Raw genomic sequence first — 12,898 nt, 5'->3', positions numbered from 1 at the left:
CACATGATTCTGTCACACGATCTCGTGAATGTGAGCGCGATCTCAATGGAGAGAGGCGGATATGCCCGAATCAGCAAGCCACGTGGTAACCGGGGAAGTGGCGGTGACTGGCGGCCCGACACCGATGGTTCTCTCGGTGGCACGGCGGTTGCGCGAGGCGATCGCCTACGGTGCGACGTTCACCGCGACCGAGGAACCGCGGACCGTCGCCCTCTCGTCGACGACCGACGCGCAAAAGACCTTCCTCACCTTCGTCGGCGCGCAGATCGCCGTCGCCGCCGCAGCCGACGGATCCGAGCCCGACCTCTCCTGGGACGTGCGGTGGTCCGATCCGGCTCCGGCCGAAATCGATGGCGAGGCGCTCGACGGCTTCGCGAAGGAGGTCCAGGTCCTGCTGTCCGGCCGGGATGTCGACTGGCGCTCGGCGGCGGCGGATTTCTGGGACCGCGTGCACGCGGTGCCCGGCGTGCCGGGTGGCCTCGGCGTCTACTGCTTCGACGAGGACGCCTCCGCCGATTTCGGCGACCTCGCCGACAACGGCTACCAGCTGTTCGGCACGTCCGCGGCGCTCGCGCGCCTTTTCGGTGGCCGCTCCCTGATCACCGACGAACTCGCGGGCGGCGAGCTCGCGGTCGACGGCTCTGTGTCCAGTTTCTCGGCGCTGTTCGGCGCCAACCTCAAGGTGGTGTTCGGTGAAGTCTGACAAGCTCGGTGACCTGGCCGCCGTGTCGAGCGTGCGGCTCGAGGCGACCAATCACGACGGTGTGCTGATCGGCAAGACGCTGTCGCCGGCGAAGTATCGCTCGTGTCGCGACAAGGGCGTCGCGGTGCCCGATCTGGTCCTCGGCCTCGACCTCGGCAACAATTCGTCGCTCGGCTACGACCACCCGCAATGGCGGCGAAACGGCCTGATCACCGATATCGAACTGCGGCCCGACGAGGACACGTTGATCGAATGGAAGCCCGGGATGGCTTCGGTGATCGGCGACCTCTGGACCCTCCAGGGCGAGCCCGTCGCGGCGGACCCCAGACAGGCGCTCAAGCGGATCGCGGCCGCGTACGCCGAGCGTGGCCTGAACGTGCTGGCGTGTGTCGAGATCGAGGCGACCGTCTTCCAGGAGTCCATCGATCAGGCACGCGCGCAGCAGTACCAGAACCTCACGCCGCTCGGCGGCACGAGTGGTGCCGCGCTGGTCCACGCGAAGTCGCCGGACCACACGGAGTACATGGAGGCGGTCGTCGCTCGCTTCGACGAGATCGGCCTGCCCTGGGAGGCGTGGTCGGACGAGGCCGCGACCGGTCAGATCGAGTTCAACATCGCCCCGGCCGACCCGGTGACCGCCGCGGACCGGTGGGCGCGCGCCCGCCAGGTCATGCGTGAGGTCGCCTACTCCCTCGGCCGGTCGGTGACCTTCATGTCCAAGTGGTCCGCGGAGTACGGGCAGGGTTCCCATCTCAACGTCTCGGTCAGCGACGCCGACGGCAACATCTTCTTCGACGCGTCCGCGCCGAACGAGCCGAGCGAGCGGATGCTGCACTTCCTCGGCGGGGTGATGGCCACGCTCGAGGCGTCGACCAGCTTCGCGCTGCCCACGATCACCTCCTACCGGCGACTGATGGAATTGGAAGGCCCGCCGACCACGCAGACGTGGGGCGTAGCGAACAAATCGTGTGCCGTGCGCGCGGTGCTGGCAGGCCCGTCCGCCACCCGCCTGGAGTACCGGCTGCCCGCCTCCGACTCCAACATGTACTCCACGCTGGCCGCGTTCCTGGCCGGTGGCCTGCTCGGACTCGACGAGAAGACGACACCGCCGCCGCGCTTCGACCGGATGGCCTGGGCGCTGGCGCCGGGCACCGTTCCCGTGGTCCCGAAGAACCTCTACGACGCCATCTCCGCGCTGGCCGCCGACGACCAGCTGCGCCGGTACCTGGGCGACGAGTTCGTCGACTACTGGGTGGGCCTGCGTCGGTGGGAATGGTTCTCCTACCACACCGGAGCCGAACGCACCGACGAGCAGATCTCGGTCTGGGAGTCGCTGCGCTACTTCGAGCTCGCATGACCGCGAAACCGGCATTCATCATTCACGGAAGGCAGTGGCGAGCATGACGAACACGATCTCGCGCGGTGAGGACCTGCGTGCGCTGGGTGCCGCGATCCCGGCGAATTTCCGGATGTGGGAGGGCGGCACCTGGACCGACGCGGCAGACGCCGAGACGCTCCCATTGCGCGATCCGTGGTCGGGCGAGGAGTTCACCCGTGTGCCGGCCGCCTCGGCCGCCGATGTGGAGCGCATGGTCGGCAACGCCCGCGCGGTCTTCGACGGTGGTTCCTGGTCACGGATCCCACCGCGTGAACGAGGCCGCGTCCTGATCGCGTGGGCGGATCTGATCGAGCGCGACGCCGATCGGCTGGCCGTCATGGTCTCGCGCGAGATGGGCAAACCGGCGCGTGAGGCCCGCGACGTCGAAATCGCCTCTGCCGTGCGGAATCTGCGCTGGTACGGCGAGCTGTCGGACAAACTCATGGACGACTCCCCACGTGGCCTGCAGGACGTGGTGGCGCTGGTCACGCGCGAACCGCTCGGTGTGGTCGCGGCGATCACCCCGTGGAACTTCCCGCTCAGCCTGGCCATGGCCAAGCTGGCGCCCGCGCTGATGGCAGGCAACAGCGTGATTCTCAAGCCCGCGCTGCAGACCTCGCCGTCGTCGCTGCGGATGGCCGAATTGAGCAGCGCCGCAGGGCTTCCCGACGGCGTCCTGCAGGTGGTGACCGGTCGCGGCGCGGTCATCGGCACGGCACTTGGCAGGCACAACACCGTGGCCTGTGTGTCCTTCACCGGTTCGACCGAGGTGGGCCTGCAGTTGCTCGGCGCCTCCGCGGTGTCCAACGGCAAGAACGTGTCGCTGGAACTGGGCGGCAAGTCGCCGAACATCATCTTCGCCGACGCCGATCTCGACGCTGCCATCCGCACCGCTGTCTGGGCGTTCACCTACAACACCGGGCAGATGTGCACCGCCGGGACACGGCTGTTCGTCGAGCAGTCGGTCTACGACCAGGTGGTCGAGGGCGTGTGCGAGCAGGCCTCGGCGTTGCGCATCGGCGATCCGCTCGATCCGGGCACAGATCTCGGACCACTGAGCAGCCGCAGCCAGTGCGACACCGTGCTCGAGTTCGTGAAATCGGGTGTGGCCGAAGGTGCCACGCTGCTGACGGGTGCCGAACACGCACTCGACGAGCGGCGCTCCCTCGTTGCGCCCGTGGTCTTCGTCGATACCGAACCCTCGATGCAGATCACCCGCGCCGAGATCTTCGGTCCGGTCGTCTGTATCCAGCCGTTCCGTGACGAAGAAGAGGCCCTACGGCTCGCCAACGACACCGACTACGGCCTGGCCTCATCGGTGTGGACCCGCGATGTGTCGCGAATCCACCGCGTGGCCCGTGGCATCGATGCCGGGAACGTGTGGGTCAACTCCTACGAGGGCGGTGCGCCGTCGACTCCCTTCGCCGGCCGGAAGTTGTCGGGCAACGGCGCCGACAAGGGCGTGTACGCCATCGACAAGTACAGCCAGTTGAAGACGACCTGGATCGCGCTCTAGCGATCGCTGAAAGAGACCCACATGCCGACAACCATCACCGCGGCCGTGCTCAACACGGCGCCCGGAAAGCTCGAGCTCGAGGAACTCGTCCTGGACGATCCAGGCCAGGACGAGGTACTCATCGACGTCCACTACTCCGGGTTGTGCCGCTCGGACCTGCATGAAATAGAGGGCACCTGGCCGGCTACGTGCCCGACTCTGCTGGGTCACGAGGCCTCCGGGGTGGTTCGGGCCGTGGGCGATCAGGTCCGCACGCTCCGACCCGGCGATCACGTCGTGACCTGCTTGAGCACTTATTGCGGGGAATGCCGGTTCTGCCTGTCCGGCCGGATGACCCTGTGCTCCAGCCGTGGGTCACTGGGCAGCCGCACCCGGCCCGTCCTGATCAACGCGCGCGGGCAGTCCGTGCACCCCACGGCGCGCCTCGGCGCGTTCGCCGAGGCGATGGTCGTGCACGAACATTCCGCGGTCCGCATCCCGGACAGCATGCCGCTGGCACCGGCTGCCGTGCTCGGCTGCGCGGTCGTCACCGGATTGAGCTCGGTCTTTCGCAGCGCCCGCGTGGAACCCGGTTCGACAGTCGCGGTGATCGGCTGCGGCGGGATCGGCATCGCGGCGATCCAGGGCGCGCGTTTGGCCGGTGCCCGCGAGATCATCGCCGTCGACGCGGTCGAGGCCAGACTGACCGATGCCGTGATGTTCGGCGCCACGGCGACCGTGCGGGCCGGCACGGGAGACGCGGTGGCGGCGGTGCGTGAGCTCACCGGTGGCGGGGTCGACTACTCGTTCGAGGCCGTCGGTTTCGCCGCCACCGTGGAGCAGGCCTTCGCGATGCTCGGCCCCGGTGGCATCGCCACCGTGGTCGGGCTGGTGCCCGACAGCCAACCCATCTCGATCCGTGGCTCGGACCTGTTCCTGCTCGAGAAGCGGCTCCAGGGCGCGCTGATGGGCTCGAACCAGTTCCCGACCGACATCCCCGGCTACGTCCGGTATTACGAGCAGGGCCGCCTGAATCTCGACGACATGCTGTCGACGATCGTGCCCCTGGAACGGATCAACGAAGGATTCGAGTTCATGAAGACCGCGGGCGGTACCCGCGTGGTCGTCGACATCAGGAGTGGATCGTGAAACCCGTCATCGCCGTCACCGGCAGGCGGATCCCCGCCACCTCCCTCGTCGGTCTCGACAGCCGATGGGCCGAGGCCCAGGCCGACATGTTCTGGGCGGAGTTCGGCGCGAAGATCGCCGAAGCCGGCGGCATCTCCGTGCAACTGCCCTACGAGAGCGCCGGACCCGAGGTCATCGCCCGCGTCGACGCGCTGGTGGTGACCGGTGGGCAGGACGTCGACCCGGAACTCTGGGGTGGACCCGCGCCGGAACCGACCGCCATCGGCGGACAGATGCTGACGATCGACCGGCGCCGCGACGATTACGAGATCGCCCTGGTGCACCACGCGCTCGAGCGCGGGATCCCGGTGCTCGGCGTCTGTCGCGGACATCAGGTCCTCAACGTCGCGCTGGGCGGAACGCTGGTGCCGGACCTGCCACACCGGGGGATCAGACACTATTCGCTCGCCACCTTCCCGGACCGGCGCCCGGACCGCGAACACGCGGTCGACTTCGCCACGGGCACCCTGGCCGCCGCGCTGTACGGCTCCCGGACCCGGGTGAACTCCTGGCATCACCAGGCGGTGGATCGCCCCGGTGACGGTGTGGTCGTCTCGGGACGGGCGCCCGACGGCGTGGTCGAGGCCATCGAGCTGCCCGGCAGGCCGGTCCTCGGCGTGCAATGGCATCCCGAGGCCAGTGTCGAGTTGGAGCCGTGCTTTCCGTGGTTGATCGAGCAAGCCCGCGTGGTCGCGGCGAACGTCATCGTCGCGGCGCGGTAGCGCTCACCCAGCAGCGCCGGGTCGTCGGCGAGCTCAACGGATTAGGAGAAGGAATTGAACGACTTGGCCGAGGTCGATGTTGTCATCGTCGGCGCCGGTATCTCCGGCATCGCCGCCGCGGCGGATCTGCAGCGCAACTGCCCCGACAAGAGCTTCGTGGTGCTCGAGATGCGCGAATCCGTCGGCGGCACCTGGGATCTGTTCCGATACCCGGGCATTCGCTCCGACAGCGACATGTTCACGCTCGGCTTCGGCTTCAAACCCTGGACCGAGCCGGAGGCCATCGCCTCCGGTGCCGCGATCAAGAACTATCTGCGCGAGACCGCCGACGAATTCGGGATCACCGCGAAGATCCGGTTCGGCACCCGCCTGACCACCGCGTCGTGGAGCAGCGCCGACGGCACCTGGACCCTCGGGCTCACCGGCACGGACGGTGAGTCGCGGCTGCGCTGCCGGTTCGTCCACCTCGCCACCGGCTACTACAGCTACCGCGGTGGCTTCAATCCTGTACTGCCCGGAGAGGATTCGTTCCAGGGGCAGCTGGTGCACCCGCAGGAGTGGCCGGAAGACCTCGACTACAAGGACAAGAATGTCGCGGTGATCGGATCTGGCGCCACCGCCGTGACGCTGATCCCCAACCTCGCGGGCGAGACCGCGAAGGTGACCATGGTGCAGCGCTCGCCCACCTACGTCTACGTGGCGCCGACCGTCGATCCGGACGCCGAGCAGTTGCGCGCGGAGGTCGGCCCCGAGGCCGCGTTTCGGCAGATCCGCCTGCGCAACCTGCACGCCCAGCAGGAGACCTACCGTCAGGCTCGGCAATACCCCGAGGAATTCAAGAAGATGATCTTCGACGGCATCGACGAGATCGTCGGTGCCGAGGTCCGCGAGGCGCACTTCACGCCGGACTACGAGCCGTGGGATCAACGCGTCTGCGTGGTGCCCGGTGGCGATCTGTTCGAGGCCATCCGGGACGGATCGGCGGACGTGGTCACCGGGCACATCGAGCGGCTCACCCCGACGGGCCTCGCGATGCGCGACGGCACCCACGTCGACGCCGACATCATCGTGAAGGCGACCGGGCTCAACGTGGTCATGGGCGGCGAGGCGAGCTTCGACGTCGACGGCGAGATCGTCGACTTCGGCCGCTGCTGGACCTACAAGGGCCTGGCCTTCTCCGGCGTGCCGAACATGACCTACGCCTTCGGCTTCGTGAACTCGTCGTGGACATTGCGGGTCGAGGTGGTCGACGACTTCCTGTGCCGGGTGCTCCAGCACATGGACAAGGTCGGCGCGAAGCAGGTCACCCCGACGCTGCCGCCCGGCGGCGAGACCATGCCCCGGCTGCCCTACAGCGCCGGGGTGACCTCGGGCTACATGCAGCGCGCCGCCGATCGGATGCCCGCGCAAGGGGACCGGGAGCCGTGGCTCAACCCGCAGAACTACGAGGAGACGCTGCGACTGCTCGACTCGGTCGACGACGGAGTGCTGCGCTATGTCTGAGGCGGCGCACGCCTGGGCGGCGATGACACCCACGGCGTTCCTCGACCGGGCCGCCGCCGCGCACGGATCCCGGGTGGCGGTGGTCGACGGCGAACTGCGCTGGACCTACCGCGAATTCCGGGACCGGTGCAGTCGGCTCGCCGGCGGACTGCGCGAGCTCGCCGCGGGCAGGCCCGTGGCGATCATGGCGCCCAACACCCACGAACTCCTGGAAGCCCACTACGGGGTGCCGTGGGCGGGAGTTCCCCTGGTGGCGCTCAACACCCGGCTCGGTGTCCGCGAATTGTCCTACATCCTGGCGCATTCCGGCAGCGGGGTGCTCATCCGCGACGCCAGGTACGCCGACCTCGTCGAGGAGGTGTGCGCCACGATGGCGACGCCGCCGGTGGTGATCGCCGCCGGTCACCCCGACTCCGGCTACGAGGCACTCATCGCGGGCGCCGCGCCGTTCCAGGCGGAGGTCACCGACGAGCGGTCGCTGCTGGCGATCAACTACACCTCCGGCACCACGGGCGCGCCGAAGGGCGTGATGTACCACCATCGCGGGGCGTATCTGCAGGCGCTGGCGATGGCGGGTCATTTCGCGCTGGGACCCGACTCGGTCCATCTGTGGACCCTGCCCATGTTCCACTGCAACGGTTGGTGTTTCACCTGGGCCGTCACCGCGGCCGGCGGCACCCATGTCTGCCTGCCTAAGGTCGATGCCGCGGAGATCTGGCGGCTGATCCGGCAGGAAGGCGTCACCGGTCTCAACGGTGCCCCCGCCGTGCTCGACACGATCGCGCACGCCGAGTCCGCCGCGTCGCTGTCCCACGGTGTGTCGGTGGGGACCGGGGGAGCTCCGCCCGCGCCCGCGGTGCTGCGCCGGATGGAACGGCTCGGATTCGACGTCACCCATCTCTACGGCCTGACCGAGAGTTTCGGGCCCGCGTTGCTCTGCGAGGCGGTACCCGAGTGGCGAGACCTCGACGAGGAGACCGTGATCCGGCTGAAGGCGCGCCAGGGCGTCGGCAATCTCGTGTCGCTGCCACCGCGGGTAGTCGACGGCGCGGGCGACGACGTCCCCGCCGACGGCGCGACGATCGGTGAGATCGCGCTGCGCGGCAACAATGTCATGCTCGGCTACCTCCACGACGACGCCGCGACCGGCGACGCTGTTCCGGACGGCTGGTTCCGCACCGGTGACCTCGCGGTGCGCCATCCCGATGGCTCCATCGAGCTGCGCGACCGGAGCAAGGACGTGATCATCAGCGGGGGTGAGAACATCGCCAGCGTGGAGGTCGAGCACGTGCTCGCGGAGCATCCGGCCGTGCTAGAGGCGGCCGTCGTCGGCACCCCGGACGCGCGGTGGGGCGAGATTCCCGTGGCGTTCGTGCATCTGGTGCCCGGCGCCGCCGCGACGGCGGACGAGCTCGTGGCGCACGTCAAGCGGCAGCTGGCGCGGTACAAGGCGCCCCACCGGGTGGTGTTCGGTCCGCTGCCCAAGACGTCGACGGGCAAGACTCAGAAGTTTCTGCTGCGAGACCGGGCGGCCGAGGAACACCGCGATCAGCTTCCGCCTCGCTGACGGTGCCGAAACCGAACGGCCCCGGAGCGTCTGCGCTCCGGGGCCGTTCCGTGTGTCACTGCACTTGTGCGACAGACTGATTCGCTCCACGGTCTTGATAGAGCTTGTACAGCGCGTACAGGGATTCCTGGCCGAAGCCCGCGTCGACGCCACGGGCGAGCAGTCCCGCCGCGGCCTCGATCATGGGCGCGGGCCCGACTCGTTCGGCCATCGTGTCCCGGAAAGTCAACGACCCCGAGTGGTAGACGTCCACGGTGGCCTGATCGGTCGAGTAGTCGCCGGAGGTGAGGGTGTCGACGCACTGCTGTTGCGCGGCATGCAGGATCTGGTCCAGCTGTCGAGCCACCAGCAGCAACTCGTCGACGGAGACACCGCAGGCCGTCACGTACCTGGCCGCCTCGATGAAGCCGAGGACGCTCACGCCGTAGAACGCGCCGACACCGCCCAGATCGAGGACGTTCGCACCGTTCGCGTTCGCGGAGACGTGCCGGGACGCGCCGCCCATGGCGCGGACGAGGTCCCCGTGGGATTCCCAGACCTCCGGCGATCCGGCCACCAGCAGCTGGCAGGTCGGGGCGCCGATCTGCTCGGGAAAGGCCAGAATGGCGCCGTCGAGGTAGCGCACCCGCTGGGTCTCGGCCCACTGCCGCAGCCGGTCGGCGTCGTGGGGTGCGCCGGTCGTCACGTTGATCAGCGTGTGTCCGGCGGGCATGTCGACGGTGGCGAGGACCTTTTCGAGGTCGTCGTAGGCCCGCACACAGGCGACGGTCGTTCGGGCCGATCCCACGGCCTCGGCCGCGGTGTCCGCCGAGCGGGCACCGTCCGGCTCGAGGGCCTGTGACTTCTCGGGGGTCCTGTTCCAGGCGACCACGCTGTAGCCGACCCCGAGCAGCGCACGCCCGAGGGCGGCGCCCATGTTCCCGCAGCCGAGCAGGGCTACGTCGAACGTCGGTTGCTGTTCCACGATTCGTTCTCCTCCAATGGTTTTCGATATTGAGAAGGCGGCGGGCAGCCACGTGGAGCGTGGGCGCCCGCCGGTGGGAGCGGCTACTGCCGCCCGATCTTGGCGTAGGTTTCCGGGCGACTGCCGCGCAGTTTCCAGGCGTAGGCGGCGCCGACGAGAACGGATCCGTAGAGCAGTGCCAGTACGGCGATCACGACGCCGGTCCCCGCCGTGATCAGCGCGGAGATGTTGGTCGTGGCGAGCCAGAGGACGACCACGAGGCAGCCGAGCGCGAGGCCCGGCGCGATCAGCCGGTGCCAGACGGTCGTGTCGTCGGGGCGGCGGCGGGTCAGGAACACCATGACGGCGGCGGAGGTGATCAGCATCAGCATGATCAGGCCGTAGCCGAACGCGCCGGAAAGCTGCGCGTACAGCAGCTTCGGCTCGGCGCCCCACACCACGAACGCCAGGAATCCGATCAGCGCGAGGACCGAGATGCCGACCGAGGCCCGGTGCGGCGACCCGTGGCGCGGGTGGGCGAATCCGATGCGCTGGGGCAGCACTTCGTCGACGCCGAGGTTGAACGCGTACCGCGCCAACACGTTGTGGGTGGCGAGCAGCGCGGCGAATCCGGCCGTGGTGAGCAGGGGGACGACGAGGTCTTCGGCAAAGGAGCCGACGAAGGTGTGCAGCGTGCCGAGGAACGATCCGGTCGGGTCGGCGGCGGTCCGGGCCACGGCGTCGGCGGGACCGATCGCCTGGATGATGGCCCAGGTCGACACGGCGTACACGAGGCCGATCAGGGCGATGAACGCGTAGGTCGCGCGGGGGATGTTCCGATCGGGATCGCGCACCTCGTCACGGAAGATGACGGTCACCTCGAAGCCGCCCATGCACAGCATCCCGAAGAGCAGCGCGATGCCCACATTGCCCGAGAAGACGTGTTCCGGCAGGAACGAGTCGGCACTGAGTCCCGTCGCACCGCCCTTCGCCACCACGAAGATGTCGTAGACGGCGACGAACAGGACTTCCAGGCACAGACACACGCTGAGCGCCTTCGCGGAGAAGTCGAGATTGAAGTAGCCGAAAGCCCCGACCACGCCCTGCAGGACCAGCGCCCAGATCCACCAGGGCAGGCCGCCGACGACGATCTCGAGATAGAGACCGGCGACCGCGTACACGGCCAGGAGCAGGATGTAGTAGCAGGTGACGGCGAGGAAGGACGCGCCGAGTCCGACCTGTTTGCCGAGTCCGGCGGTGACGAAGGAATAGAAGCCGCCGGGATTGGCGATGTGGCGCGACATCTTGAGAAAGCCGACGGCGAACAAGGCGACGATACCTGCCGCGGCGAGGTAGGCGGCGGGCGCACCGATCCCGTTTCCGTAGCCGATGACCACGGGAGCGAACGCGGCCACCACCCCCAGCGGGCCGTTGAACGCCAAGACGGTGAAGACGAGCTGGATGATCCCCAGGTTGCCCCGCAGATGCTGGGCTTCCTCCGAATCCTGTTGCACCGGTGGGGCATTGGGGTCGTCGATGGTCATCGGCATATCCGTTCGTTCAGTGGAATCGAGCAGGCCCAGGCCCCGTCGTGATCGGGTTCACCCGCGTGATGGATGGCGTATCGGACGGCCATCTGTGTGACCTGAGGCACATCGAACGATAGAGGTGACTAAGCGCTTGATCAAGTGCTTCGACTAAATCGATTGATTCAATTGGTTGATGTGGTCTGTCTCCGGCGGTGTCTTGGCCGGTCGCCGCGCCGTGGTGGGCATGATCGAAAGGTGTCGCGGGGCCTGTACGCTTGATTCAGTCAAGATTGGCGGCGTGTCGAACCGCCGACGAGCGAAAGGGGTGGACCACCGTGGCTCACGTGCCGACAGCGGATCGTTCCGTGCAGATTCTCGAGGCGGCGGTGCGTGTCATCGCCGAGCACGGCGTCGCGAGCGCGACGACCCGCCGGATCACCGAGGCGGCCGATGCGCCACTGGCTTCGCTGCACTACTGCTTCCGGGACAAGGACGGTCTGTTTCGCGCGGTCTTCGAGAATCTCGCGGCCCGGGCCACCGAACCGTTCGCGGAGATCGAGCTGGGCGATCTGCGGGCCACCGCTGTCGAGCTGGTCCGGCATTCGGGCCGCTGGGTCGTCGAGCGACCCGACTACGCGCTGGCCCAGCTCGACCTCTACCTGTGGATGGTCCGCAACCGGCCCGCCCTCGCGGCTGAGTCCTACGACGTCTACCAGGGGGCGGTGGCCGATATTCTGCAGCGAGCGGCAGGCACGGCCGCGCGCGCGGAGGACATTCGAGCGCTCGCCTCGGTGCTGATCTCGACCAGCGACGCGCTGGTCGTGCAATGGGCCGCGCATCAGGATCCGGAGCGCGTCGAGGCCTATCTCGACGTCTTCTGCGCGGGCATCCCGGCGATGTGCGACAGCATCGTTGGCGCCGCCCAGCCGGTCGATACGGGATCCGTGCCGGCGTGATGTCCGGAGACCGCGCAGGTCAGTGAATCCACAGACTCTCACACGGCATTCGCTGGGCGGGGAGCAGCCCGTTGCGGATCTCCTCGACGGTGATGCCGGGGTGCGGGCGAGAAAGCCAGTCGCGCACGAAGTTCCGGACAGCGGTGCGGCAACCGCGGAAGTCGGCGATCACCGTTCCGGCGATGACCCGGAGGTGGGTGTCGGGTTCCCCGGGTCGGGGCGAGCGCTGGGTGGGCACGGCGACTCACCTGCCGCGCATGGCCGAGATGATCGACACCGGCGAGGGACGGTAGCGGTCGGTCGGGGCGCCACCGTGCCAGCGCAGCGCTGGGTCGGCGGGGGAGGGCAGCGAGATCTCATCACCCTCGTCGACGAGGCCTGCTCCGCACCGATCCAGTACTTCCCTGGTCAGCGCACTGCGGCGCAGGTGGCCGGGAACGGGCGCGGTGAGCAGTGTCCAGGTCGTTCGCCGACCGAACCCGCGGTCGATGATGGCAGGCACCACCAGGGGTAGCCGCCGCACCAGGGCGGCGGCCTGCGCGGCGGGCGCCACGATGGCGCCGACGATCCCGGCCGGGACGAAGATCCGGCCGCTGCCTGCCCGAAGGAACGCGGTGATACCGCAGCGCTGCTTGTAGTACTTCACCTGCGCCAACGCCGCGGCCGAAATCTCCTCGCGCGACATCGAGGTCGCTCGCCATGTCGTCACGCGCTGCCTTTCGACGGGAGTCCCAGCGCACCCGAGCAAATATCCATCGGTGTGCACTCGCTTCCTGGCTCGATATCCGTGGTGTCGCCCAGAACCGGCCCCGATCGCCGGTCGTTCGCGAACTCCCTCATCGTTTCCGCTGGTGATGTCCCAATCTTCACAAGCCGACGCGACGGGCCGCAACGACAGTGCGCACCTTCTTTCG

At 68.4% G+C, this 12,898-nt stretch carries 12 protein-coding genes; 8 read left to right on the top strand and 4 right to left on the bottom strand.

Annotated elements, in window-relative coordinates:
• Positions 1-61 precede the first annotated feature (61 nt).
• The 7 genes from ACWEVR_RS28600 to ACWEVR_RS28570 are packed head-to-tail and all read left to right on the top strand — an operon-like array spanning position 62 to position 8,556.
• The gene (locus tag ACWEVR_RS28600) at positions 62-703 is read left to right on the top strand and encodes a hypothetical protein (RefSeq protein WP_452469459.1); all 642 of its coding nucleotides are present in this window, start codon (positions 62-64) and stop codon (positions 701-703) included.
• A complete protein-coding gene (locus ACWEVR_RS28595) occupies positions 693-2,060 on the top strand; it encodes a glutamine synthetase family protein (RefSeq protein WP_452469458.1) in 1,368 nt (455 codons plus the stop codon). Before ACWEVR_RS28600 ends, ACWEVR_RS28595 begins: the two co-directional genes overlap by 11 nt.
• A gap of 43 nt (positions 2,061-2,103) precedes the next feature.
• Positions 2,104-3,597 carry an aldehyde dehydrogenase family protein gene (locus ACWEVR_RS28590; protein WP_452469457.1) on the top strand — a complete coding sequence of 498 codons (1,494 nt, stop codon included), beginning with the start codon at positions 2,104-2,106 and terminating at the stop codon, positions 3,595-3,597.
• Between the two features lie 21 nt (positions 3,598-3,618).
• Positions 3,619-4,725 carry a Zn-dependent alcohol dehydrogenase gene (locus tag ACWEVR_RS28585; protein ID WP_452469456.1) on the top strand — a complete coding sequence of 369 codons (1,107 nt, stop codon included), beginning with the start codon at positions 3,619-3,621 and terminating at the stop codon, positions 4,723-4,725.
• Positions 4,722-5,486 (top strand): gamma-glutamyl-gamma-aminobutyrate hydrolase family protein, encoded by a 765-nt coding sequence (locus ACWEVR_RS28580; protein ID WP_452469455.1) that lies wholly within the window; start codon positions 4,722-4,724, stop codon positions 5,484-5,486. Before ACWEVR_RS28585 ends, ACWEVR_RS28580 begins: the two co-directional genes overlap by 4 nt.
• A gap of 54 nt (positions 5,487-5,540) precedes the next feature.
• The gene (locus ACWEVR_RS28575; RefSeq protein WP_452469454.1) at positions 5,541-6,989 is read left to right on the top strand and encodes a flavin-containing monooxygenase; all 1,449 of its coding nucleotides are present in this window, start codon (positions 5,541-5,543) and stop codon (positions 6,987-6,989) included.
• Positions 6,982-8,556 (top strand): AMP-binding protein, encoded by a 1,575-nt coding sequence (locus ACWEVR_RS28570; RefSeq protein ID WP_452469453.1) that lies wholly within the window; start codon positions 6,982-6,984, stop codon positions 8,554-8,556. Before ACWEVR_RS28575 ends, ACWEVR_RS28570 begins: the two co-directional genes overlap by 8 nt.
• A gap of 55 nt (positions 8,557-8,611) precedes the next feature.
• Here the strand turns inward: ACWEVR_RS28570 and ACWEVR_RS28565 are convergent, their stop codons facing one another.
• Together ACWEVR_RS28565 and ACWEVR_RS28560 are read right to left on the bottom strand one after the other, a co-directional pair.
• A complete protein-coding gene (locus tag ACWEVR_RS28565) occupies positions 8,612-9,520 on the bottom strand; it encodes an NAD(P)-dependent oxidoreductase (RefSeq protein WP_452469452.1) in 909 nt (302 codons plus the stop codon).
• Positions 9,521-9,603: 83 nt separating this feature from the next.
• Positions 9,604-11,043, bottom strand: a complete 1,440-nt coding sequence (locus ACWEVR_RS28560; RefSeq protein WP_452469451.1) for an APC family permease — start codon at positions 11,041-11,043, stop codon at positions 9,604-9,606.
• Between the two features lie 350 nt (positions 11,044-11,393).
• On the opposite strand from ACWEVR_RS28560, the gene ACWEVR_RS28555 reads away from it, so the two are divergent.
• Positions 11,394-11,984 (top strand): TetR/AcrR family transcriptional regulator, encoded by a 591-nt coding sequence (locus ACWEVR_RS28555; RefSeq protein WP_452469450.1) that lies wholly within the window; start codon positions 11,394-11,396, stop codon positions 11,982-11,984.
• Positions 11,985-12,003: 19 nt separating this feature from the next.
• Here the strand turns inward: ACWEVR_RS28555 and ACWEVR_RS28550 are convergent, their stop codons facing one another.
• Positions 12,004-12,222 carry a hypothetical protein gene (locus tag ACWEVR_RS28550; protein ID WP_452469449.1) on the bottom strand — a complete coding sequence of 73 codons (219 nt, stop codon included), beginning with the start codon at positions 12,220-12,222 and terminating at the stop codon, positions 12,004-12,006.
• Between the two features lie 6 nt (positions 12,223-12,228).
• Entirely contained in the window at positions 12,229-12,693 is a 465-nt protein-coding gene (locus tag ACWEVR_RS28545; protein WP_452469448.1) for a hypothetical protein, read from the bottom strand.
• Positions 12,694-12,898: the final 205 nt, after the last annotated feature.

The sequence above is a fragment of the Nocardia sp. NPDC003979 genome (genome assembly GCF_053605015.1).
Note: the sequence above shows the minus strand (reverse complement) of the source record. Positions and strands in the feature narration are given on the sequence as shown.

Excerpts from the sequence above, each read along its gene's own strand:
- ACWEVR_RS28585 (WP_452469456.1), top strand. The coding sequence starts at position 3,619 with ATGCCGACAACCATCACCGCGGCCGTGCTCAACACGGCGCCCGGAAAG.
- ACWEVR_RS28570 (WP_452469453.1), top strand. The coding sequence starts at position 6,982 with ATGTCTGAGGCGGCGCACGCCTGGGCGGCGATGACACCCACGGCGTTC.
- ACWEVR_RS28590 (WP_452469457.1), top strand. The coding sequence starts at position 2,104 with ATGACGAACACGATCTCGCGCGGTGAGGACCTGCGTGCGCTGGGTGCC.
- ACWEVR_RS28600 (WP_452469459.1), top strand. The coding sequence starts at position 62 with ATGCCCGAATCAGCAAGCCACGTGGTAACCGGGGAAGTGGCGGTGACT.
- ACWEVR_RS28560 (WP_452469451.1), bottom strand. The coding sequence starts at position 11,043 with ATGACCATCGACGACCCCAATGCCCCACCGGTGCAACAGGATTCGGAG.